The sequence below is a fragment of the Yersinia sp. 2466 StPb PI genome (genome assembly GCF_041538325.1).
Lineage (GTDB): Bacteria > Pseudomonadota > Gammaproteobacteria > Enterobacterales > Enterobacteriaceae > Yersinia > Yersinia enterocolitica_E.
Map to the genome: position 1 here is coordinate 4,382,130 of NZ_JAULSL010000001.1, position 23,278 is coordinate 4,405,407.

Here is a 23,278-nt window from a genome sequence, read left to right on the forward strand (position 1 = left end):
ATTGTAAGGCAAACGATTATCTAGCTATTCGTAGCGACTAATCAACACCAGATAGCGACATTTATTGCATTTTTTTACATTAATTTGTCGGGGGAGCATTAATTTGACGGGAAACAAAAGTGTGAGTAGCCTCACACTCATTTACTTTGCGTGGCAATGATGCCGAATCATCGGTTATCAGCCTTCCAGTTTGTAGGCTCCGCCCTTCTCAATCGCCTGTTGGTAGGCTGGGCGCTGATGAATGCGCACTAAGAAATCTTGCAGTTTCGGGAACCCCTCAAGACCACCACGGGTGTTGATTGCCTCGATAGGAAAACTCATCTGAATATCCGCCGCGCTGAAATCACTGCCAGCAAACCACTGATTATTCGTCAAATGCTGTTCCAGATAATCGCGGTGAGTAGCAATTTGCTTATTCAGATAACTTTTCTGTACGCCATCACCCAGAGCCTTGGCAACCGGGCGAATAATCCACGGCACAGGCGGCCCACCCAATCGGCTAAAGATAAGTTTCATCACCAGCAATGGCATCAATGAACCTTCGGCATAATGCATCCAGTAACGGAACTGTTGACGATCATAGTGACCGGTGGGCTTAAATAGCCCCTGTGCATCATAGGTTTCCTGTAAATACTCAATAATGGCACCAGACTCCGCCAAGGTGAGATCACCGTCAGTAATCACTGGTGATTTTCCCAATGGATGGATTTTTTTCAATTCTGGTGGTGCCAGTAAGCTGCCGGGGTCGCGCTGATAGCGCTTCAACTCATAAGGAACTTGCAGTTCCTCCAGCATCCACAAGATACGTTGTGAACGTGAATTATTCAGATGGTGAACCGTGACCATGACCAAGCTCCATATGATGAACATAAGAGTATTGATTATAGTGATAAAAGAATTTTTTGGTTTGCAAAGCTGCCAATACCAATTTTAAGAAAGCAAAACAGATATATCGAGGTATAAAAATCTCATCCCTCAGGCGCGGCTTAAAACCAACAAAAAGCCCCGCCAAGGCAGGGCTTTATTTTCCTAATCAGCACTGTTGTGCTTAAAAAACAGCGCAATCAGAACGGGATATCATCATCGAAATCCATTGGTGGCTCATTGCCGCCTTGTGGTTGTGCTGCTGGTGCAGACTGGGCCGGACGTGAAGTCTGACCGCCGCTGAACTGGTTACCACCTTGTGGCTGCTGAGGTTGACCCCAACCACCTTGCGCCCCGCCGTCTTGTGGTGCACCACCACCTGCCGGAGCAGCGCCGCCCTGACGGCCACCCAGCATTTGCATGGTGCCGCCCACATTAACCACAACTTCTGTGGTGTATTTCTCAACACCAGCCTGATCTGTCCATTTACGAGTTTGCAGTGCGCCTTCAATATAAACCTGAGAGCCTTTACGCAGATATTCACCCGCCACTTCTGCCAGTTTGCCGAACAACACCACACGGTGCCATTCAGTTTTTTCTTTCTGCTCGCCGGTGGCTTTATCACGCCAGCTTTCGGAAGTGGCCAGGGTGATATTGGCAACAGCTCCGCCGTTTGGCATGTAGCGGACTTCCGGGTCTTGGCCCAAATTCCCGACCAAAATCACTTTGTTTACGCCTCTGCTGGCCATGTGAACTCTCCTGATGAAGTAAATTTTGTACAGTATAAACGAGTAAGTTTAACACGCTAACTGCTAAACGGCACAGTAGATCATAACTGCGAAATGTGTTGCAGTTTTATCATGACATCTGCCTTAATTGCACTCGAATACTGGATATCCATTCAGGTTTTTTTGTGTCATAATTATCCGTTTCGTACTGGCTGTGTCCTTTTTTGACGTTGCAAAATGCGTCTATACATTACTCAAAGTAATTGGAGTTGCAGGTAGGCGGCAAGCGAGCGAGTCCCTATAAGCTTACAGCCAGTAAGTGATTAGGGTGAGTGAACGCAGCCAACAACCCTACGGCTTCAAGTACGAAGAGTAAAAAAGGGCGCGGGAGAGGCTCAGTTTACATCCGGGAAGTGTTTGAATGGATAATATAGAAGTTCGGGGCGCTCGCACCCATAATCTTAAGAATATCAACCTGATTATCCCGCGCGACAAACTGATCGTGGTCACCGGTCTATCGGGTTCAGGCAAATCCTCACTGGCTTTTGATACCTTGTATGCCGAGGGGCAACGCCGTTATGTTGAGTCTCTTTCCGCCTATGCGCGCCAATTTCTATCGCTGATGGAAAAACCGGATGTCGACCATATTGAAGGTCTGTCACCGGCAATCTCCATTGAGCAAAAATCAACTTCGCATAACCCACGCTCGACTGTGGGTACCATCACTGAAATCCATGATTATCTGCGTTTGCTGTTCGCCCGTGTCGGTGAACCACGCTGCCCAGATCACGATGTTACGCTAGCCGCGCAAACCGTCAGTCAGATGGTGGATAACGTCATCAGTCAGCCGGAAGGCCGCCGCTTGATGTTACTGGCTCCGGTGGTAAAAGATCGCAAAGGCGAACATACCAAAACGCTGGAAGGTCTGGCTATGCAGGGCTATATCCGGGCGCGGATCGATGGCGAGGTGTGTGATCTGTCTGATCCACCGAAATTAGAACTGCAAAAAAAACATACCATTGAAGTGGTGGTCGATCGCTTCAAAGTGCGTGAAGATCTGGCTCAGCGTCTGGCTGAATCATTTGAAACGGCACTGGAGCTTTCTGGTGGTACTGCCGTCGTTGCCGATATGGACGACCCTCACGCCGAAGAGTTGCTGTTCTCCGCCAACTTTGCCTGCCCGATTTGCGGCTACAGTATGAGTGAGTTGGAACCACGCCTGTTCTCCTTTAACAACCCGGCGGGGGCCTGCCCAACTTGTGACGGCTTAGGGGTACAGCAGTTCTTTGATCCAGACCGTGTATTACAGAATCCAGAGCTGTCGCTGGCGGGTGGTGCCATCCGTGGTTGGGATCGCCGCAACTTCTATTACTTCCAGATGCTGCGTTCACTGGCAGATCATTATAAGTTTGATATCGAAACGCCATTTAACTCGCTCGATAGCGCGATACAGCACGCCGTTTTATACGGTTCTGGCAAAGATACCATTGAATTCAAATACATTAACGATCGGGGTGATACCACCGTTCGCCGCCACCCATTTGAAGGGGTGTTGCACAATATGGAACGTCGCTATAAAGAGACGGAGTCCAGTGCAGTACGTGAGGAACTGGCCAAATATATTAGCAATCGCTCCTGTGCTTCATGCCACGGTACTCGCTTGCGCCGCGAAGCGCGTTATGTGTTTGTCGAAAACACCACTCTGCCCGAGATTTCTGAACTGAGCATCGGCCACGCACTGACCTTCTTCCAAAACATGAAACTAAGTGGTCAGCGGGCGCAAATTGCTGAGAAAGTGCTGAAAGAGATTGGCGATCGGCTGAAGTTCTTGGTTAACGTCGGGCTGAATTATCTGTCGTTGTCCCGTTCGGCGGAAACACTGTCTGGTGGTGAAGCGCAACGTATCCGTTTGGCCAGTCAAATTGGCGCCGGCTTGGTGGGTGTCATGTATGTACTGGATGAACCGTCCATCGGTTTGCACCAACGTGATAATGAACGGTTGCTGGAAACATTGATTCATCTGCGCAATCTGGGTAACACCGTGATTGTAGTGGAACATGATGAAGACGCTATCCGCGCAGCCGACCATGTGATTGATATTGGCCCGGGTGCGGGTGTGCATGGTGGTGAGGTGGTGGCCGAAGGGACCGTTGAGGCCATCATGGCTGAACCTAAGTCACTGACCGGTCAGTTCCTTAGCGGCAAACGAGAAATCGCCATACCTGCGCAACGCGTGCCGGGGGACCCAACCAAAGTGTTAAAACTGATTGGCGCCAGCGGCAATAACCTGAAAGATGTCACGCTGACACTGCCGGTCGGGCTGTTTAGTTGTATTACCGGGGTTTCTGGCTCAGGTAAGTCAACGCTGATCAACGACACCTTATATTGTATCGCCCAGCGCCAGTTGAACGGCGCGACCAGCAACGAACCGGCGCCATTCCGTGAAATTCAAGGCTTGGAGCATTTCGATAAAGTCATCGATATTGACCAAAGCCCGATTGGCCGGACGCCGCGCTCTAACCCGGCGACTTATACCGGTATCTTTACCCCCATTCGTGAGCTGTTTGCCGGTGTTCCTGAATCACGTACCCGTGGTTATACGCCAGGCCGCTTCAGCTTTAACGTCAAAGGGGGCCGTTGTGAGGCCTGCCAGGGCGACGGGGTGATTAAAGTCGAAATGCACTTCCTGCCCGATATCTATGTGCCATGCGACCAGTGTAAAGGTAAGCGTTATAACCGTGAAACGCTGGAAGTAAAATACAAAGGTAAAAGTATCCACGAAGTGCTGGCGATGACTATCGAAGAGGCTCGCGAGTTCTTTGATGCGGTTCCGGCATTGGCGCGTAAGCTGCAAACACTGATGGATGTGGGCCTGTCCTATATCTGTCTGGGGCAATCTGCGACTACGCTGTCGGGTGGTGAAGCGCAACGGGTGAAACTGTCGCGTGAATTATCAAAACGCGGCACCGGTCAGACGCTCTATATTCTGGACGAGCCGACTACCGGCCTGCATTTTGCTGATATTCAGCAACTGCTGGCGGTGTTGCATCAGCTGCGCGATCAGGGCAATACCATTGTGGTCATTGAGCACAATCTGGATGTGATTAAGACTGCTGATTGGATTGTCGATCTGGGGCCAGAAGGCGGTAGTGGCGGTGGCGAGATTCTGGTCGCCGGTACACCAGAGACTGTTGCAGAATGCGCCGCGTCACATACCGCACGCTTCCTCAAGCCAATGCTGCAACGTAAGTAGAGCATCAAATAATCTATCAGCATCCAAAATCATTGGAGCTGCAGGTTGGCAACCCGTGAACAACAAATCAGCCAGGCCCAAGGATGGGCCAAAATAATGAACCTGGCTAACAACCCCGCAACTCCAAGTACCAAGGGGGTATCAAACAGCCAGCTCCTGTCGCCTATGTTCCGGTAACCCCTGCAATACCAATTGATAAGAGCGGTCAATTAACGAGTAAAATTGTGAGTTCGGTAATTGTCCATCCAGAAACACCGTGTTCCAGTGCGCTTTATTCAAGTGTTCACTCGGCACGATCTCCGGATGTTGCTCTCGCAAACTCTCCGCCAACTCAGGGCTGGTTTTTACCGAAATAGAGGGCCGCCCACCAATTTCACCCACCATCGCAAACATCACATCGGCTACTTTAATCTGATTGGTCTGCCATTCCTCATGATCACTCTGCTCTGCCCCCGGTTTAGACATGCAGTATTCCAATAATGCTGAATTATTCATTGGGTTATCTCCTGTAATGGGCCAGTGCCGTCTAGCGAAAGGGCCTCATAGCGTATTCATTCCATCGGATACAGCAACATGCTGAAGTATTAGCTTGCACTTATAACAGAAGATTTACTGTGAGCGATGAATGATCATTGGGCATGGGTCTGCCACCTTATTTAGTATATTCTTTAATCGATTTACAGCCATTGGCGGAGGGCTAACCAGACAGGTTATGTAGATAAGTGACGGAAAGATGGTGGAAAAAATAAAGCAAAAAGGCGATATTTCTATCGCCTTAAACAGTTCGTCGTGTTAGATAACGCGATAACTAATTACTGTACTGCCGCAAACGCAGCCGCTACTCGCTGAACATTACTGTGGTTGACACCTGCCATACACATCCTGCCGCTGGCAATCAGATACACGCCAAACTCGTCACGCAGACGATCCACTTGTGCAGCACTAAAACCGGTATAGCTGAACATGCCACGCTGTTGCATTAAGTAATCAAAATTGCGATTGGGTAGTGCCGCCTTCAAGGCTTCCACCAACGTGCTGCGCATTTCAATAATACGCCGACGCATCTGCTCCACTTCAGCCTGCCATTGCGCCCGTAACTCGCTGTCATGCAGTACTTTTGAAACAACCTGTGCACCAAAGTTTGGCGGGCTGGAATAGTTACGCCGCACCGTGGCTTTCAGTTGCCCCAATACCCGACCAGCAGCTTCTTCACTTTCACATACCACGGAAAGGCCACCGACCCGTTCGTTATACAGAGAGAAGATTTTAGAGAAGGAGTTACTGACCAGACAGGGTAATTCCGCTGCCGCCATGGCTCGAATCGCATAAGCATCTTCATTCAGCCCAGCACCAAAACCCTGATAGGCAATATCCAGGAACGGGATCAGATCCCGGTCTTTAGCCACGCCAATAACCTGATCCCACTGTGCATTCGTCAGATCAGATCCAGTTGGGTTATGGCAGCAAGGATGGAGCAAAACAATGCTTCTGGCTGGTAACTGCTGCAACGTTGCCAGCATTTGATCGAATTTTACGCCCAGCTTGTCATTATCAAAGTACGGGTAGGTATTCACCTTAAACCCTGCGCCACTGAAAATAGCGACATGGTTTTCCCACGTAGGGTCACTGACCCACACCTGAGAATCTGGGAAATAGGAATGAAGGAAATCAGCACCCACTTTCAATGCACCGGAGCCACCAACAGTTTGGATAGTCGCTACTCGTTGCTGAGCCAGCATAGGGTGATCGCTGCCGAATAGTAGCTGCTGAATAGCAGTACGATAAGATTGCAGACCTTCCATCGGCAAGTAAACCGGTGTCCCATGTGGCTGAGCATTCAATTGGGTTTCAGCGGTATCCACTGCCTGCATTTGCGGGATCTCACCCTGCTCATTGTAATAAAGCCCGATACTCAGATTCACTTTATGTGCTCGGCTATCGGCTTTAAAACTCTCCATCAATGACAGGATCGGGTCACCTGCATAGGCATCAACATTTTGGAACACGGCGCTGCTCTCCTAGATTGATAATAATTGTCTATACCTTGATTAGTCAGCTTACCTTATTCCCCTAAATATTCCATCGCTACACGGGAGGTCAGCTTGGTGATCAATTCATAGGCACTGATACCGGTGTAAGCTGCGATCTTCTCAACCGGTAAATCCGCCCCCCACAACAGCACTTCATCACCGACTTTGTCGCTGCTATCTGGCCCAAGATCAACTGAAATCATGTCCATCGATACCCGCCCCACAATGTGCACTTCGCGGCCATTGACCCACATCGGCGTACCCGATGGTGCGCTGCGCGGATAACCGTCACCGTAGCCAATCGCCACTACACCCAAGCGCGTATCATGCTCACTAACCCAAGTACCACCGTAGCCCACTGGCTCACCAGCTTTATGTTCACGCACAGCAATCAGGCTGGATTTTAATGCCATCGCTGGCAGTAGATCAAAATGACTGGCATAAGGTTCATCCATCGGCGAAACGCCATACAGTATGATACCGGGACGAACCCAATCACGATGCGCTTGTGGCCACAGCAAAATACCGCCAGAGGCAGCAATAGACTGTTTACCCGGTTTGCCAATAGCAAAGGCGTCAAAGCAAGCAAGTTGCTGATGGGTGGTCTCCACTTCAGGCTCGTCGGCACGGCTGAAATGGCTCATAATATTGACGGGCTGAATAACGTTGCGGCAAGCACATAGGCGCTGGTAGAAAGCGTCGGCCTGCTCAGGGCGCACACCTAAACGGTGCATACCGGTATCGAGTTTCATCCAAACATTGATCGGTGCCGGGAGATCCGCCGCTTCCAGCGCTTCTAATTGCTCAATACTGTGTACTGCGGTTTCAATCCGGTTAGCCACCAGAATAGGCAAATCCTCTGCGGCAAAAAACCCTTCCAGCAGTAGAATAGGTTTTACGATCCCGCCGGAACGTAGCATCAGAGCTTCACCGATGCGCGCGACGCCGTAGCAATCGGCATCCTGCAAAGTATGCGCTGTTTCTAATAACCCGTGGCCATAAGCGTTTGCTTTCACAACAGCAATCAGGCGGCTTTGTGGCGCCATGCGCCGTACCTGTTGCAAGTTATGTCGCAGAGCGCGGCGGTCGATTACTGCTGTTGCCGCTTTCATTTCTTATCCTTAATAATTAATAGATGTTATGCCCAAAGTCATTGGCGTTGCAGCAAGGCAGTAAGCGAGAGGTGCCGCATGGGTCACCGCCGCTAACAACCCTGCAGCGTCAAGGACTAAGGGGAAACTATTCGTCGTCGTACTGTGGACCAGCATAGTTATCAAAGCGCGACCATTGACCGTTAAATTTCAGCCGGACAGATCCGATCGGACCGTTACGCTGTTTACCCAAAATAATCTGCGCGATCCCTTTCTCATCACTGTTCTCGTGATACACCTCGTCACGATAGATAAACATGATTAAGTCCGCATCTTGTTCGATAGAGCCGGATTCACGTAAGTCGGAGTTAACGGGCCGTTTATCAGCGCGTTGCTCCAAACTACGGTTAAGCTGTGATAACGCCACTACCGGGACTTGCAACTCTTTCGCCAGTGCTTTGAGTGAGCGCGAAATCTCGGCGATTTCCAACGTTCGGTTATCAGAAAGAGACGGCACCCGCATCAATTGCAGGTAGTCGATCATAATCAGACTCAAACCACCATGTTCGCGGAAAATACGCCGCGCGCGGGAGCGCACTTCTGTCGGTGTCAGACCGGATGAGTCATCGATGTACATATTGCGTTTTTCCATCAATATGCCCATGGTGCTGGAAATACGCGCCCAATCCTCATCATCGAGTTGGCCGGTTCGGATACGGGTCTGGTCAACATGTGACAGCGACGCCAGCATACGCATCATGATCTGATCGCCGGGCATCTCCAAACTGAAGATCAATACCGGTTTTTCCTGCATCATCGCGGCGTTTTCACACAAGTTCATCGCAAACGTGGTTTTACCCATTGATGGACGCGCGGCGACAATGATCAAATCTGATTTCTGTAAACCGGCGGTTTTTTTATCAAGGTCGGTAAAGCCGGTTGAAACACCGGTCACCCCATCATGGGGCCGCTGATAAAGTTGCTCAATTCGCGCGACCGTGGCTTCGAGGATTTGATCGACACTTTTCGGCCCTTCATCTTTACTGGCGCGGCTTTCAGCTATCTGAAACACTTTGGATTCAGCCAAATCCAGCAAATCTTCACTGCTACGCCCTTGGGGATCATAACCGGCGTCAGCTATCTCATTGGCGACCGAGATCATTTCACGAACTACCGCACGTTCGCGCACAATATCAGCATAGGCACCAATATTCGCCGCACTTGGGGTGTTTTTCGATAACTCTGCCAGATAGGCAAATCCCCCCACCGAATCCAGATCGCCTTTTTGCTCTAGCGACTCAGACAAGGTGATCAAATCGATAGGTTTGCTGTTTTCCAGCAAACGCTGCATTTCAGTAAAGATTCGGCGGTGCGGGCGGCTGAAGAAGTCATTGCTGGCAACGCGTTCTGACACATTATCCCAGCGTTCATTATCCAGCATCAAACCGCCCAACACGGACTGCTCTGCCTCCAGCGAATGAGGCGGGAGTTTCAGCCCTTCCATCTGGCGGTCTCGTGGCTCTGCCATATTGTTGGTTGGTTTTTTTGCGGCCATGAAGAGTGTTCTTTACCTTTGTTGCGATAGGAAAATATCGAATAGAAAATATAACGGCCTAGTATATACACAAAGTAATTGGAGTTGCAGGTAGACCGCAAATGAATGGAGCTGATGAGTTCAGAAAGTTCGCTGATGAGGAAAAAAAATGCCGCCCACATTGCCGCACCGTCTTATTCGCAGAGGTAATAATATTCCCTATTACATATCGGTATTAGCCAGATCTTGGCACTCCGTGCAGAACCCTGTAGGGTGAAAATACACCTATCTATAGGAGCTACCATGGCAAAGCATATCCAATTCAGTACCACTGGCGGGCCGGAAGTGTTGCAATACCTTGACTTTACCCCTTCTGACCCTGCAGCACATGAAGTTCAGGTAGAAAACAAAGCGATCGGTATTAACTATATCGATACTTATGTTCGCAGTGGGCTTTATTCACCATCACAGTTTCCCAGTGGGTTGGGAACAGAGGCGGCGGGAATTGTCACTAAAGTTGGTTCGTCGGTTAACACAATCAATGTCGGTGACCGGGTGGTATATGCCCAATCAGCTCTCGGGGCTTACAGCGAAGTGCATAATGTTGCGGCAGAGAAGATTGCCATACTTCCTGACAACATCTCTTTCGAGCAGGCCGCAGCATCATTCCTCAAAGGGCTGACCGTCCACTATCTGTTGCGCCAAACCTACGAGATAAAACCGGGTGAGGTATTCCTATTCCATGCGGCGGCGGGTGGTGTCGGACTAATTGCTTGCCAGTGGGCGAAAGCGCTTGGTGCTAAGCTTATCGGCAGTGTTGGCTCTGATGAAAAGGCCGAATTGGCAAAAGCCGCTGGCGCCTGGGCCACGATTAACTATCGTACAGAAAATATCGCCGAGCGGGTGGCAGAGCTGACTAATGGCGAGAAAGTGGGTGTGGTGTATGACTCGGTTGGGAAAAGTACCTGGCTGGATTCGCTTAATAGCCTTAAGCGCAGAGGCTTGATGGTGAGTTTCGGTAATGCCTCCGGCCCAGTGACAGGAGTAGATCTTGCCATCCTGAACCAAAAAGGCGGGCTATATGTTACTCGCCCCTCCCTCAACACTTATGTCACCAATCGGCAAGAGTTAGCAAGTGCCAGCCACGAACTGTTTTCACTGATTGCTGGCGGAGCCATTAATGTCGATGTGGCAAAAGCACAGCAATTCCCGTTGCGTGATGCTCACCGTGCCCATCAAACCCTAGAAAGCCGCCAGACCACAGGATCCAGCTTGCTGATACCCTGAGTTGTTTGGCCATTCCTAAGGTAATATTGTTGAAAAAACAAAGGGCTCCGATTAGGGAGCCCTTCTTTACAACGCTTTCTTTGATGCACATGTAGGGGTACAGCAGCGTATTCTGTCAGAGCTAACTGCCGTTTATACGGCTATTTTTACCTCTGGCAGGGATGAAAATGCGATACCAAATCGTATCGGTTAGCATCCTAGCAAGCACGCCCGAGAAAAAATACGTTTTCCCTCTGATTCGCCCCACTAATCTTTCAGGCTGTGATCGCTACCGCAAGAAAGGGAAATTTTAGTAACGCCGGACTATCGGTTTCTGCATCGAACGCCATATCCAGACGGCCACAACCGCCAGAATCAACCAAGGTAGCAGCTTAATCATCATGACGAATAAGCCCCCTACCATCATAAAAGCAGCAGCCACCAGTAATGCAGCGAAGATCCCTAACAGGGAAATACCGGTTACCATCAGCATGATAAAAAAGCCGATAACAAAGAGAATTTCAAACATGGCTGGCTCCTTAATAATTGTGTATGTCCCACAACCACATCATTAAATATAACGAACAAATCGGGGATTTTATAAGAAGTATTACAAGAAGCATGCCAACTTTAACATATCAGCTAATTCATTGAATTTAATGATTAAGTAATATTAACATCTACCAGAAAAATGGATATGCATGGTCAATTTGACTAACTTATAGCTAATTTACTATTCTATTATACTCAAAGTAATTGGCGTCGCAGGTAGGCAGCAAGTGAACGCATCCCGATGAGCTTACACAGTCAAGTGATTTGAACGCTGCAAGCAGCGGCCTCGCCTTGCGAGGCCCACCGGATGGGCCGAGTCACTAGCGTAGCTAACAACCCTGCGACTTCAAGGACGAAGGGTATAAGGCCGAGTGACCAGCGCTAAGGCTTGCTCTACTACAGCAACGCCAGCACCAGGCTTATGGGCATTTTCGCTTAGATGGCGACGCCATTGACGCGCACCAGGAATTCCCTGAAAAATCCCAAGAATATGCCGGGTGATGTGGCCCAAATAAGCGCCGCGAGACAACTCCTGTTCGATATAAGGATAAAGCGCTTCAATCGCCTTAATGCTATCGACCACTGGGGCATTTACATCAAATAGTTCGCGATCCACTTGGGTCAAAATGCTTGGATTTTGGTAGGCTTCACGGCCCATCATTACCCCATCAAGATGTTTAAGATGCTCTTTGGCTTCAGCCAGCGTTTTCACACCACCATTAATGGCAATAGTCAGTGTTGGGAAATCACGCTTGAGCTGATAAACCCGCTCATAATCCAGCGGTGGCACTTCACGGTTCTCTTTCGGGCTAAGCCCTGAGAGCCAGGCTTTGCGAGCATGAATGGTAAAGATATCGCATTCGCCACGGTCCGCCACCGTTTGCACAAACTCGCATAAGAACTCATAGCTATCCAGTTGGTCAATGCCGATACGAGTTTTAACGGTGACAGGAATAGAAACCACATCGCGCATAGCTTTAATGCAGTCAGCAACCAGTTCAGCCTCACCCATCAGGCAAGCGCCAAAACGACCATTTTGTACCCGATCAGACGGGCAACCCACATTTAGGTTTATTTCATTGTAGCCGCGTTGTTCAGCCAATTTGGCACAATGGGCCAGCGCCTGCGGGTCACTGCCTCCAAGTTGCAGTGCCACCGGATGATCCTGTTCGCTATAAGCCAGATAGTCAGCTTTACCATGAATAATGGCACCGGTGGTGACCATTTCGGTATATAACAAGGTCTGCTTGGTTAACAAACGATGAAAATAACGGCAATGACGATCGGTCCAATCGAGCATCGGCGCGACGGAAAAGCGTTGTAGAGGGTAGTGTGGCTTATTGGCCGGGGTGCTGGAAAAAGTCTGGGCTGCGTGCATTTACGGTGATTTCATCGGTTATTATTTCATCAAATACCCTTTAAAGTTGCCCGCCGAGCGAACCCTACAAAGGGATGGAATGAGTAATTATACCATAGAAGCTGACCATAGCTGCCTGTGTGATAATTGAACTCTACGACTGATCGTTCTGTCATCGAATCCTGTGAATTAACAAAAGTGTGATACCCACCTTCCCCTCGTTTTTTCACCTATCGGCGATTAACGCTAAATATGGTAAAATCATTTCAATTCAAATGCTGCGGGATGGATATCATGAAACCTATCGATGAGGAAAAGCTGCTGGCTCAGGCTGAAAGTCTGTGTCAACAACGTAACGTCCGGCTGACACCGCAACGTCTTGAAGTACTACGCTTAATGGCACAACAACCTGGCGCAATCAGTGCCTATGACCTGTTGGATTTGTTGCGTGTGTCTGAGCCACAAGCCAAGCCTCCAACTGTTTATCGCGCATTGGATTTTTTGCTGGAGCAAGGGTTTATTCACCGCGTCGAGTCAGCTAATAGTTATGTGCTATGTCATCATTTTGAAGAGCCAACCCATACTTCAGCTCTATTTATCTGTGATCGGTGCAAAATAGTCACTGAACGCACCACCGTGGGCATTGAAGAGGCATTGTCACAGTTAGCAAAACAATCAGGTTTTGTGCTGCGTCACAGTGTGGTTGAAGCGCACGGTTTATGTGCTGAATGCGGGGAAGTTGAAGCATGCGAAAGCCATGAGCATTGTGACCATGACCACTCTATTGTTACTAAAAAGAAATAGCTGCGTACCTAATTGAAGTTGCAGCAATGTTAGCTGCTCTCCAATTACTTTTGCCTTATACCCGTCATACTTCACGCTGCATGTGTGTTGGCTGCTCTCAATAACCCGAATCACTTACTCATGTAAGCTCATCGGGATTAATGAGCCTCATCCTTGAGGCTCACCCAGCGGGCTAGCATAAATGCTGTACAAATCGGTTACCGCCTTCCTGCAACTCGAATTATTTAGGGTATAGATAGAGATCCCTGGTGGGTATATATCGGTTAGCAAAAAGTAGACTGCCGCGAGCAATGCGACAGGGTAATAATTAATAATAAGGCACGTCCTTGTGCAGATGTAGATATAAATACAGGTGAGCTAGAATAGCTTTTATTAAAATAACCTCACCGCTTCAATATAATTGGAGTTGATACACCAATAACTAGACGGGGTTGATTAACAATGCATATTCTATGAAACGAGAGACCCGATTAATTTATATCAATATCAGTTTAATTCCATTTAATGCTGTTACCAGCGATATTTGCTGTGGTCTTCCCAGGCTTTGACTTCTTTCTCGGCTTGCTCTTTCTGATAGCCGTATTTCTCCTGGATTTTACCCACTAGCTGGTCACGCTTACCTTCGATTACCGTTAAGTCATCGTCAGTCAGCTTGCCCCATTTTTCTTTCACTTTACCTTTAAACTGCTTCCAGTTACCGTCGGCTTGATCTTTATTCATAATATCTCCGTTACCTTGGGATTAGTCAGTTTATTTAATTCAATACGATAAACATTCTCTATTGATAAAAACAACCACATTTAAATTAGTCACTCACAGTCATAATTTAAAATTAAACTTCGTTGTTTCGCTTACCGTACGAATAACTATAGCAGAGGATACTAGCAATTAAAGTCAGGATAATATTAATCACTGAGATTATAGCTATAAAGTAAAAATAAGCACTGATATTATTCAGTTAAAACAGTAGGTAATAACTTATTGTCGGAATCGTCTCAATCTAAATAACTTTTCCATACTTGGAGCTGTAGCAGGCTAGCTGTACTTGTTACTTGGCCCCTTCCCAGACATCACCTCTGAGAGGCCGCAGCAAGCAGCATTCAAATTTTCTCCCCGCAGATTTGTCATCCAAATCATCTACTTGTCGTTAGCATTGATCGGAATTAGCGAGCTTCTTTGCGGCTGCCTGCCTGCAACGTCAATTAATTTGGGCGTCTGAATCGTTTAATGGGGTCATTAATAATAAAAAGCCGCTCCTGAGCAGGAACGGCTTATCAGTTCAATATAAAACGCTAATGTTAGATCCAGTCACCATTACGGATAACACCGACGGCCAATCCTTCAATGGTGAAGCTTTGTTCGCGCAGATCGACAATAATCGGTTGGAACTCACTATTTTCTGGCAAAAGCTGTACGATATTACCTTGTTTTTTCAAGCGTTTTACCGTCACTTCATCATCAATTCGTGCCACTACAACTTGCCCGTTACGCACATCTTGCGTTTTATGCACCGCTAATAGGTCGCCATCCAGAATACCGATATCTCTCATCGACATCCCATTAACCCGCAACAGAAAATCTGCACTCGGTTTAAACATTGATGGGTCTACTTTGTAGTGCCCTTCAATATGCTGCTGTGCCAGCAAAGGTTCACCTGCGGCAACCCGACCAATCAGTGGCAGGCCATCTTCTTCTTCCATCAGCAAACGAATGCCACGGGAAGCGCCAGAAACAATCTCAATGACGCCTTTACGGGCCAGTGCTTTTAAATGCTCTTCAGCGGCGTTAGGAGAGCGAAACCCCAGACGCTGCGCAATTTCGGCACGGGTCGGTGGCATGCCGGTTTGCGCTAAGTGATCGCGAACCAGGTCATAAACCTCTTGCTGTCTGGTAGTAAGTGCTTTCATTCCACCCCCTGTTTGTTTATACAGTCTTGCTGTGAGTATATACAGGTAAGCGGGTGTTGGGAACCAAAGAGTGAATAAAAACAGGGATTAATCACAGCTTATTTCTGCGGCATTGTTCGTCATAACATTAACCGGCATGCTGGCAAAGTACGGTTATCCAAACAAATAACGCTAACAAGATAGCGAGGAATACCGCCGCGGACCCCATATCTTTGGCGCGCCCCGATAGCTCATGGAACTCACTGCCAATCCTGTCCACTACCGCCTCAATCGCACTGTTAATGACTTCGATAATTATGACTAAAACCACGCTACCAATTAATAAAAGGCGTGCGATAGCATCTACATCCAGCCAGAAGGCCAGTATGATAGCGATTATGGCAGCAACAGCTTCCTGACGAAATGCCGCTTCGTTTTTCCAGGCAGCCGTTAAGCCTTTCACAGAATAACCGGCCGCTTTATAGACTCGGGCCAGCCCTGTTGATTGATTCGCCATGTTTTATTGCCTTTATCTTAAGTTAATGATGATTTTTGCCGCTTTCTGTTGTCTTATCACCACAGATCTCAAAACCAGTTTCTGGTATCCTTGCGACGAATTGCTAACAAGAGGCTTCATGTAGTTATGTCAGGTTGGCGTAAAATATATTATAAGTTATTGAATTTACCACTTAAAATGTTGGTAAAAAGCAAGGTTATTCCGGCAGACCCTGTGACTGAGTTAGGGCTAGACCCCTCTCGTCCTATTCTGTACGTTTTGCCTTACAATTCTAAGGCTGATTTGCTGACTTTGCGAGCGCAGTGTCAAGCACAAGACCTGCCCGACCCATTGATTCCATTGGAAATCGATGGAGTGCAACTGCCCAGCCATGTGTTTATCGATAATGGCCCGCGGGTCTTTCGCTACTACGCGCCTAAACAGGAATCGGTAAAGCTGTTCCACGACTATCTGGATTTGCACCGCAATAATCCCGAGTTAGATATCCAGATGTTACCGGTTTCCGTGATGTTTGGTCGTTCGCCGGGGCGTGAAGGCCACGGAACACCCCATCTGCGCGTGCTTAACGGAGTGCAAAAATTCTTCGCGGTATTGTGGCTGGGTCGCGATAGTTTTGTGCGTTTCTCTACCACAGTTTCACTGCGCAGGATGGCCAGCGAGCACGGTACCGATAAAACTATCGCCCACAAACTGGCTCGCGTAGCGCGGATGCACTTCTCCCGTCAACGCCTGGCAGCGGTTGGCCCTAGTCTGCCTGCCCGGCAGGATCTGTTCAAAAAGTTGCTGACATCAAAGGCGATTGAAAAGGCTGTCGCCGATGAAGCGCGGACCAAGAAAATCTCCCATGAGAAAGCACAGCAAAATGCCATTACGCTGATGGAAGAGATCGCAGCCGACTTCTCATATGAAGCCGTGCGCCTGTCTGACAGAGTATTGAGCTGGACGTGGAACCGTTTGTATCAAGGTATTAACGTCCATAATGCAGAACGGGTGCGGCAGTTGGCGCAAGATGGCCATGAAATCGTCTATGTGCCTTGTCATCGCAGCCATATGGATTATCTGCTGCTCTCCTACGTGCTTTATCATCAAGGGCTGGTGCCGCCGCATATTGCCGCCGGGATTAACCTTAACTTCTGGCCTGCCGGGCCTATCTTCCGCCGTTTGGGCGCGTTCTTTATTCGTCGCACCTTTAAAGGCAACAAACTCTATTCAACGGTTTTCCGCGAGTATTTAGGTGAACTGTTCACCCGTGGTTATTCAGTTGAATACTTTGTTGAAGGAGGCCGCTCACGTACCGGCCGCCTGCTGGAGCCAAAAACTGGCACACTGTCGATGACCATTCAGGCGATGTTGCGTGGTGGCTCACGTCCAATCACTTTGGTGCCGATTTATATCGGTTACGAACATGTGATGGAAGTGGGTACCTATGCCAAAGAGCTGCGTGGTGCGACCAAAGAGAAAGAGAGCCTGTTGCAGATGCTGCGGGGCTTGCGTAAGTTGCGTAACCTCGGTCAGGGCTATGTCAACTTTGGTGAACCGATCCCGTTGACCACCTATCTGAACACCAATGTACCGCAATGGCGTGATGCCATTGATCCGATTGAAGCTCAGCGCCCAAGCTGGCTGACACCGGCGGTAAATGATTTGGCCGGTAAGATCATGGTGAGAATAAATAATGCGGCAGCAGCGAATGCCATGAACTTGTGTTCTACCGCATTGTTAGCCTCACGTCAGCGTTCACTCACCCGCGAGCAGTTGCTTGAGCAACTTGATTGCTATCTGCAACTGATGCGTAATGTGCCTTATGCGAAAGATGTCACTGTGCCGGATAAAACACCGGAAGAGTTACTTAATCACGCCTTGAATATGAATAAGTTTGAGGTGGAGAAAGACAACATTGGTGACATTATCATCCTGCCACGGGAACAAGCCGTGCTGATGACCTATTATCGCAATAATATCCAGCACTTACTGATGCTACCGTCACTGATAGCCAGCATGGTGATGTACCACCGCCGCATTACCCGTGACGAATTGTTGCGCCAAATCAGTATGATTTATCCGATGTTGAAAGCTGAACTGTTCCTGCATTACAGCAAAGAGCAGTTACCACAGACGCTGGACACGCTGATAGATGAACTGGCCCGCCAGCAGTTGATTTGTGACAAAGGGACCGAACTAGTGCTGAATCCGGCCCGAATTCGCCCACTGCAATTACTGGCCGCCGGTGTGCGGGAAACCCTGCAACGATACGCGATTACCCTGTCGCTGCTCAGTGCCAATCCGAGCATTAACCGTGGAGCGCTGGAGAAAGAGAGCCGTATCATGGCGCAGCGATTGTCTGTTCTGCACGGGATTAACGCACCAGAATTCTTCGATAAAGCGGTATTTTCAACACTGGTCGGTACCTTGCGTGAAGAGGGATATATCAGTGACAGTGGTGACGCGGTTCAGGAACATACGTTGGAAGTTTACAATATGCTGAGTGCGTTGATGACGCCGGAAGTGAAACTGACTATCGAGAGTGTCAGTATGCCAGCCGAAACCAGCAATCAACGGCCAGAATCCGAGGCAGAGGATAAATCAGAAGATTGATTCCTCAAGCCGCTAAACAAAAATGGCCGGATTCATCATCTGGCCATTTTTTTGACTGTTTTCCAGAAACGTATTTACTGCCAATAACTAATCAGAATCCCTAAAAACAACACCAGCCCTACGTAATTATTATTCAAAAACGCACGGAAGCAGGCGTCGCGGTCACGCTGCACAATCATCTTTTGTTGGTGGATAAACAAGGCACCCGCCAGCAGGATTGACCAATAGAATGCGCCGCCCAACCCCATCAGCCAGCCGATAGCAACCATCAACACCAGTGTAGCCAGTTGCAGTAAACCTATAATCAGCTTGTCATGTTGACCAAATAAAATCGCCGTGGACTTAACTCCAATTTTCAGGTCATCGTCGCGATCAACCATTGCGTATTGCGTGTCATAAGCGACGGTCCAGCAGATGTTCGCCAGCAATAACAGCCAACAAACCAAGGGTAAGCTCTCACTCACCGCAGCGAATCCCATCGGAATTGACCAACCAAAAGCTGCGCCTAATACCACTTGGGGTAGATGAGTGACCCGCTTCATAAACGGATAAATCCAGGCTAACGCCAGTGCTGCCAATGATAACCAAATGGTCATGCTATTAAGGGTTAACACCAGACCAAACGAGAGCAGTACCAAAACGACAAACAGGATTTTGCTCTCTCGTTCACTGATAATGCCACTGGGTAACGGGCGGGATGCGGTGCGTTTTACAAAGCCATCAATATTTCGGTCAGCATAATCATTGACGACACAACCAGCCGCACGCATAAAAAACACACCCAACACAAACACAATCAGTATTTTGGTTTCTGGGATACCCTGCCCTGCCAGCCATAATGCCCACAGCGTCGGCCACAATAGCAATAACGAGCCAATAGGCTTATCAATCCGCATTAAACGGCAATAAGCCTGCCATTTGGTCTGAACAGTACTTCCCTTCAATTTATCCATCTCCAAAATCTTACTACGGCTTAAACCGAATACAGTGGCGAGGCCGGTAAAAAAACTTCCGTCAGTAACAGGGGTTTGCCTGACAGACGCAGCAACGAGCGGCGCGCCCAAAGTTCATTCTGCCGCCCTACTTGAATATAATCACGGCTTAAATTGTCCCCACCAAATAAATAGCGCCCGAGTGGGAGGGTGCCCAAATCCACCAGCGCCCTATCCGGCCCAGACAATGTCTGCTCGGGGATAACCGTGCGACCAAGCAGCCAAGGCTCATTATCACCACACAAAATGATTTCCCGCAGCCAATAGCGTTCGCTTACAGGTAAGTGCTCCGCATCTTCCCCTAACTCATTACGCGTAATAAAGCATTCTCGCTGGGGTTCGACATGAACCCGTTGGCAATGCTGCTCAAAACGCCGGGTCATCGACCCCAACTCCATCAACCAATCAGCGATAGCAGTTGGTAAATTCGGCTGCTCAATGGCACACCATTGGATAGGTTTTATAATTGATGCATCGCCGGTAGACATGCAGTTTGCTCCCTGCTGGGAAGAAAATATCGCCCCCCGCTAATTCGTAGATAAGGGGGCATTGTAGCGCAGATTAGCTCCCCAGCGACATCAGGTTGCTTTTTTTAATACGGCTAACAAACTAAACTCTTCAATATGTTCAAAGATAAATCCAGCCCGCATTTTTATACCCCGATCTGGCTTGCCACTGTTCGGTTCACTTAGTGAATAATACCCATCCTCAGCATCACCGAAATCGATAGGGTAGAAAGTGTTGGTTTTTTCATCATATAAAACATTATTAAAATTCAAGTCATTATGGATGATATTGCAATAGCCTAAATTGTCCAGCATACGTAAAAAGCTTTCCTTCGCACCTGGCGGGAAAACTTTAGTATTAATCTCTGCCAACGTTTTGCCTGGCACTCGGTACATTCTTATATAATGTATATCACCCTTGCTAATTAACTCCGCAGCGCCTTCGCCGTAGTATCGATTAAAAAACTCAACTTCTTTCTTGAATACCTTATCTATAAGGTATGGATCTTTCGTACCTATTTTCTTGAGAAGAAAACCGGGGTTATTGGCATCAAGATAGATTTCAGCTGTCAATCCGCTGCCAATTTTCTTGCCTAATTTAATGGCAGGATTAAATTCAGGATTAGTCGCTTTTGATAGCGTTGGCCCGCCCCCTGGTAACCTGCCCTGCCGGCTAAATTCAGGGCCTTGTTTCAAGACAACACCCACGTCCTTACCGGTGGTTAAGTCGACTTCCCAATAGGTCGCGCCGCCCCCCTGTCTGACCCAAGCTTCACGCATTCCACCAGAGACGAGTGGATCTTTTAGCTCAACCCATTGCACTTCAACTGGCTTTCCAGGCGGGCTTGGTATCGTCTGACGCGTTGGTATCACTTCGCCTTCCGCAACCGGCAAACGGGAAGGTATAACAGGCCGTGACGGAGGAGCCAAAGGACCCGATGGCTTTACGCCAAGTGGCGAATTTTCAATCAATTTCACCCCGCGTTCCATTCCCCTGAGCTGACCCGCCTCCATCACCATAGCCACCATACCCGCTGCCATATTTTCATTTTCGTTACGGGAACGCGGACCTTCGACTCTGGCGATAGTACACATCGGGTTAGGTAGTGGGAGTTTACACACCCAACTCTCTTCTAACGATGTCCAGGCCGTGCGCCAAAAACGCGAATTTTCAGTTTCTGGCCGATAGTCCTTGGCAAGGGCATTGATTTTATCTTGTAGCGCACCACTCTCTGGCCGCTGACCTTTCTCAATTAATGTTTTGATTGCCTGAGAGCGGACTGCCGGATGCGATTTTATCCACTCATGGTATTCAGTTTTTTTCGCATCTAGCGTCTTATAAACATCAATCGACCTACCGTTCTTACCAGGCATCGACATATTGGCGACAAAGCGATTGCTTGCATCCCGACGCCGTTTAAATTCATTAACAGGTGAATCATTTTGCTTATGCGGGTCGCTATAACGGTAATAATAAGCTCTGGAATCATCGACTTTTTCCACCCCAGCCTCTGTCAGGATCTCTCTTATCGCCTGATCGTCATCAAAAGCGGCGGGAAGATGGCGATAGGCTAGACGCATATCGAGATAAGCGAGTTGTCGCTCTATTTTTTCTTGCGCTGTTTTATAAAGTCGATAATGCGCCAAAATATATAAGGGGTGGCTTTGCTCAGTAAGTTGAGCCAGCGATTTAAGGTCCGATACAAATCTTTCATGTTCCACGTCAATGGCTGTACCGGCAACGACGTTGTCTACCATTAGATTTATTCTATTAAAGGTGACTTGAGCTGACTCAGACAAATGGGACACATCGATTGATCCGGCTATTCTTTTGATGACACCAGCCGTTTGCTCTACGGTCAGAGGCTCGACTTCATTAGATTGGCTGAAGTGAGATAAGAAGATTGCCGTCGGACTGTAGCGCGCTCCACCGCTCTTATGTAATTGCTCTTCTTCCTGAAGTAATAATGTATACAGTTGCTCGGTATTCTTATCTACCAACTCATCAAAAGCCCTACCTTGCAATTGATAATGTAACTTAAGTGTAGTTTTGAGCGAAAACGCCAAACTGCCTACTGCGTGTTCGAAATCGATAAATTGAGTGAAATCCTGTTGGCTACAGGCATCAAATCCAATCTGTCCGCATCCGGTTAAAATCATTTCCCCCAATTCCAGCGACTCCTTTTTCAGATAGCTGCCCTGGGCATTTTTCGGTGCAAATCCATTAGCAAGATAGGCCTCTGGTGCTTGCAATATCGTAGGCTGAGCATCCATCCCTTCATGGATAACCCTTAACACCCTGACCGCTCTGGAAACCGCTAGTTCCGGCGAATCTAGATGCTCCAGCCCCCAATCGTTTAAATCCGCAGTGGAAATTCCTGCTGTTTCACCATAGCGATTGCCATAATGGGAATGGTTATAAAGTATCGCCGCCTGAAGCTTGGTCTCTTTATTTTCAGGCCGATAAACTGCCATGGATAATTCAGCCAGCGTGGGCTGATACTCTTGATTCAACCACCAGGCAAGACTCAGGGCGGCGAGTGGCGTCAGTTTTTCTGCTGTGGATAGTGTCAGGCTCTTTTGGCATAACTTAAACAGGATATCCCGCTCCAGGCTGATAACACGAGCTTTTTCATACCCTTGAGCCGCGGTTAACCCAGGCCTTAAATGTGATAAATCATCTAAACTATTTGCAAACTCCAATCCCTCTACAGCATGGAGTTGTAGATAAAAATCCACAATTCGCCCGACTCGGGCGTCACTGATTGCTGGAAATTGTTGCGTCCACGTTTTCTGATCCAGGACTCTGGCACTATCAATTAACTGCATCGCCTGACTGAAAACAGGATCCGACGTCGAACTTACATTGGGCAGCTCTTGTGCCATCTTTTCTAATAACTCATGGTCTCTTGCCGTCACCTTTAATGGCAATATCTTCTCTTCCTGAAGGGATGTAAACTGAGCCATGATAGAACTCATAGTTAACAATGAAAGATTATCTTCTGTGATCGGCGGGGCCCACGGTTGCGCCATAAATGGAATCGGCCACGACTGTAGCGTGGCCGATAGGCAGAGTTGGTTTTCCTTCGGCATCAATAGCACCTTAATTTGAATGGATAAACAATAAACCGTCATTCAATTTATGATATCGGCGCAAGCTCAATCGCATGCCTTTTAAATTCTCATTTAATCTTTTTCTTTCTAGCAAAAAACTAAATAAGTGAGTTTGAGATTTAAAGCAGAATTAACCAAAACAAGGTGTCGCGAAGATAACCAATAGCAAAACGAGGCGTTGCGAGCGGC

The 23,278-nt window shown here is 48.2% G+C and carries 18 protein-coding genes; 4 read left to right on the forward strand and 14 right to left on the reverse strand.

The annotated features are described in order from the left end of the window. Window positions 1-177 precede the first annotated feature (177 nt). Together Q2T72_RS19830 and Q2T72_RS19835 are read right to left on the reverse strand one after the other, a co-directional pair. Window positions 178-846 carry a glutathione S-transferase family protein gene (locus Q2T72_RS19830; RefSeq protein ID WP_083162143.1) on the reverse strand — a complete coding sequence of 223 codons (669 nt, stop codon included), beginning with the start codon at window positions 844-846 and terminating at the stop codon, window positions 178-180. Between the two features lie 218 nt (window positions 847-1,064). After that, on the reverse strand, window positions 1,065-1,613 hold the full coding sequence (locus Q2T72_RS19835; RefSeq protein WP_083162141.1) for a single-stranded DNA-binding protein: 549 nt from the start codon (window positions 1,611-1,613) through the stop codon (window positions 1,065-1,067). A 400-nt stretch (window positions 1,614-2,013) separates the two neighbouring features. Here Q2T72_RS19835 and uvrA point away from each other — a divergent pair, with 400 nt between their 5' ends. After that, window positions 2,014-4,845: an excinuclease ABC subunit UvrA gene (gene uvrA, locus Q2T72_RS19840; protein WP_083162139.1), complete on the forward strand. Its 2,832-nt coding sequence runs from the start codon at window positions 2,014-2,016 to the stop codon at window positions 4,843-4,845. Between the two features lie 141 nt (window positions 4,846-4,986). Here the strand turns inward: uvrA and Q2T72_RS19845 are convergent, their stop codons facing one another. The 4 genes from Q2T72_RS19845 to dnaB all read right to left on the reverse strand — a co-directional run bounded on the left by Q2T72_RS19845 (window position 4,987) and on the right by dnaB (window position 9,521). Beyond that, entirely contained in the window at window positions 4,987-5,340 is a 354-nt protein-coding gene (locus tag Q2T72_RS19845; protein WP_083162137.1) for an MmcQ/YjbR family DNA-binding protein, read from the reverse strand. A 317-nt stretch (window positions 5,341-5,657) separates the two neighbouring features. Beyond that, window positions 5,658-6,851 (reverse strand): amino acid aminotransferase, encoded by a 1,194-nt coding sequence (locus Q2T72_RS19850; protein ID WP_083162135.1) that lies wholly within the window; start codon window positions 6,849-6,851, stop codon window positions 5,658-5,660. Window positions 6,852-6,907: 56 nt separating this feature from the next. Then, the gene (alr, locus tag Q2T72_RS19855; protein ID WP_372569718.1) at window positions 6,908-7,987 is read right to left on the reverse strand and encodes an alanine racemase; all 1,080 of its coding nucleotides are present in this window, start codon (window positions 7,985-7,987) and stop codon (window positions 6,908-6,910) included. 127 nt (window positions 7,988-8,114) lie between these two features. After that, window positions 8,115-9,521 (reverse strand): replicative DNA helicase, encoded by a 1,407-nt coding sequence (gene dnaB, locus Q2T72_RS19860; protein WP_372569719.1) that lies wholly within the window; start codon window positions 9,519-9,521, stop codon window positions 8,115-8,117. A 282-nt stretch (window positions 9,522-9,803) separates the two neighbouring features. Between dnaB and Q2T72_RS19865 the strand changes: the two genes are divergently transcribed. Continuing rightward, on the forward strand, window positions 9,804-10,787 hold the full coding sequence (locus Q2T72_RS19865) for a quinone oxidoreductase (RefSeq protein ID WP_372569720.1): 984 nt from the start codon (window positions 9,804-9,806) through the stop codon (window positions 10,785-10,787). A gap of 289 nt (window positions 10,788-11,076) precedes the next feature. Here the strand turns inward: Q2T72_RS19865 and pspG are convergent, their stop codons facing one another. Then, window positions 11,077-11,295, reverse strand: a complete 219-nt coding sequence (pspG, locus tag Q2T72_RS19870; RefSeq protein WP_083162129.1) for an envelope stress response protein PspG — start codon at window positions 11,293-11,295, stop codon at window positions 11,077-11,079. 369 nt (window positions 11,296-11,664) lie between these two features. Continuing rightward, window positions 11,665-12,696: a tRNA dihydrouridine(20/20a) synthase DusA gene (gene dusA / locus Q2T72_RS19875; protein ID WP_372560374.1), complete on the reverse strand. Its 1,032-nt coding sequence runs from the start codon at window positions 12,694-12,696 to the stop codon at window positions 11,665-11,667. Window positions 12,697-12,969: 273 nt separating this feature from the next. On the opposite strand from dusA, the gene zur reads away from it, so the two are divergent. Continuing rightward, window positions 12,970-13,479 carry a zinc uptake transcriptional repressor Zur gene (gene zur, locus Q2T72_RS19880; RefSeq protein ID WP_083164027.1) on the forward strand — a complete coding sequence of 170 codons (510 nt, stop codon included), beginning with the start codon at window positions 12,970-12,972 and terminating at the stop codon, window positions 13,477-13,479. Between the two features lie 510 nt (window positions 13,480-13,989). On the opposite strand, the gene Q2T72_RS19885 is transcribed toward zur, so the two are convergent. From Q2T72_RS19885 to Q2T72_RS19895, 3 genes are all read right to left on the reverse strand, one after another. Continuing rightward, complete coding sequence (locus Q2T72_RS19885) at window positions 13,990-14,199, reverse strand: CsbD family protein (RefSeq protein WP_004391853.1); 210 nt, start codon at window positions 14,197-14,199, stop codon at window positions 13,990-13,992. Between the two features lie 578 nt (window positions 14,200-14,777). After that, window positions 14,778-15,386: a transcriptional repressor LexA gene (gene lexA, locus Q2T72_RS19890; protein WP_005191485.1), complete on the reverse strand. Its 609-nt coding sequence runs from the start codon at window positions 15,384-15,386 to the stop codon at window positions 14,778-14,780. A gap of 127 nt (window positions 15,387-15,513) precedes the next feature. After that, complete coding sequence (locus Q2T72_RS19895) at window positions 15,514-15,882, reverse strand: diacylglycerol kinase (RefSeq protein ID WP_372569721.1); 369 nt, start codon at window positions 15,880-15,882, stop codon at window positions 15,514-15,516. 126 nt (window positions 15,883-16,008) lie between these two features. Here Q2T72_RS19895 and plsB point away from each other — a divergent pair, with 126 nt between their 5' ends. Next, the gene (gene plsB / locus Q2T72_RS19900) at window positions 16,009-18,477 is read left to right on the forward strand and encodes a glycerol-3-phosphate 1-O-acyltransferase PlsB (RefSeq protein WP_372569722.1); all 2,469 of its coding nucleotides are present in this window, start codon (window positions 16,009-16,011) and stop codon (window positions 18,475-18,477) included. A 74-nt stretch (window positions 18,478-18,551) separates the two neighbouring features. Here plsB and ubiA read toward each other — a convergent pair whose 3' ends face one another. The 3 genes from ubiA to Q2T72_RS19915 form a co-directional block, all read right to left on the reverse strand. Next, window positions 18,552-19,421, reverse strand: coding sequence for a 4-hydroxybenzoate octaprenyltransferase (ubiA, locus tag Q2T72_RS19905; protein ID WP_083164025.1), 870 nt, complete (start codon window positions 19,419-19,421; stop codon window positions 18,552-18,554). 29 nt (window positions 19,422-19,450) lie between these two features. Beyond that, window positions 19,451-19,957, reverse strand: coding sequence for a chorismate lyase (gene ubiC, locus Q2T72_RS19910; RefSeq protein WP_083162109.1), 507 nt, complete (start codon window positions 19,955-19,957; stop codon window positions 19,451-19,453). Window positions 19,958-20,047: 90 nt separating this feature from the next. Continuing rightward, entirely contained in the window at window positions 20,048-23,068 is a 3,021-nt protein-coding gene (locus tag Q2T72_RS19915; RefSeq protein ID WP_372569723.1) for a hypothetical protein, read from the reverse strand. Window positions 23,069-23,278 lie beyond the last annotated feature (210 nt).

Bases quoted from the DNA above. Each gene is read 5' to 3' on its own strand.
- dusA (WP_372560374.1), bottom strand. From the start codon at position 12,696: ATGCACGCAGCCCAGACTTTTTCCAGCACCCCGGCCAATAAGCCACAC.
- Q2T72_RS19865 (WP_372569720.1), top strand. From the start codon at position 9,804: ATGGCAAAGCATATCCAATTCAGTACCACTGGCGGGCCGGAAGTGTTG.
- zur (WP_083164027.1), top strand. From the start codon at position 12,970: ATGAAACCTATCGATGAGGAAAAGCTGCTGGCTCAGGCTGAAAGTCTG.
- Q2T72_RS19830 (WP_083162143.1), bottom strand. From the start codon at position 846: ATGGTCACGGTTCACCATCTGAATAATTCACGTTCACAACGTATCTTG.
- dnaB (WP_372569719.1), bottom strand. From the start codon at position 9,521: ATGGCCGCAAAAAAACCAACCAACAATATGGCAGAGCCACGAGACCGC.
- Q2T72_RS19895 (WP_372569721.1), bottom strand. From the start codon at position 15,882: ATGGCGAATCAATCAACAGGGCTGGCCCGAGTCTATAAAGCGGCCGGT.
- plsB (WP_372569722.1), top strand. From the start codon at position 16,009: ATGTCAGGTTGGCGTAAAATATATTATAAGTTATTGAATTTACCACTT.
- Q2T72_RS19915 (WP_372569723.1), bottom strand. From the start codon at position 23,068: ATGCCGAAGGAAAACCAACTCTGCCTATCGGCCACGCTACAGTCGTGG.
- uvrA (WP_083162139.1), top strand. From the start codon at position 2,014: ATGGATAATATAGAAGTTCGGGGCGCTCGCACCCATAATCTTAAGAAT.
- Q2T72_RS19835 (WP_083162141.1), bottom strand. From the start codon at position 1,613: ATGGCCAGCAGAGGCGTAAACAAAGTGATTTTGGTCGGGAATTTGGGC.
- Q2T72_RS19885 (WP_004391853.1), bottom strand. From the start codon at position 14,199: ATGAATAAAGATCAAGCCGACGGTAACTGGAAGCAGTTTAAAGGTAAA.
- lexA (WP_005191485.1), bottom strand. From the start codon at position 15,386: ATGAAAGCACTTACTACCAGACAGCAAGAGGTTTATGACCTGGTTCGC.
- ubiC (WP_083162109.1), bottom strand. From the start codon at position 19,957: ATGTCTACCGGCGATGCATCAATTATAAAACCTATCCAATGGTGTGCC.
- Q2T72_RS19845 (WP_083162137.1), bottom strand. From the start codon at position 5,340: ATGAATAATTCAGCATTATTGGAATACTGCATGTCTAAACCGGGGGCA.
- alr (WP_372569718.1), bottom strand. From the start codon at position 7,987: ATGAAAGCGGCAACAGCAGTAATCGACCGCCGCGCTCTGCGACATAAC.
- pspG (WP_083162129.1), bottom strand. From the start codon at position 11,295: ATGTTTGAAATTCTCTTTGTTATCGGCTTTTTTATCATGCTGATGGTA.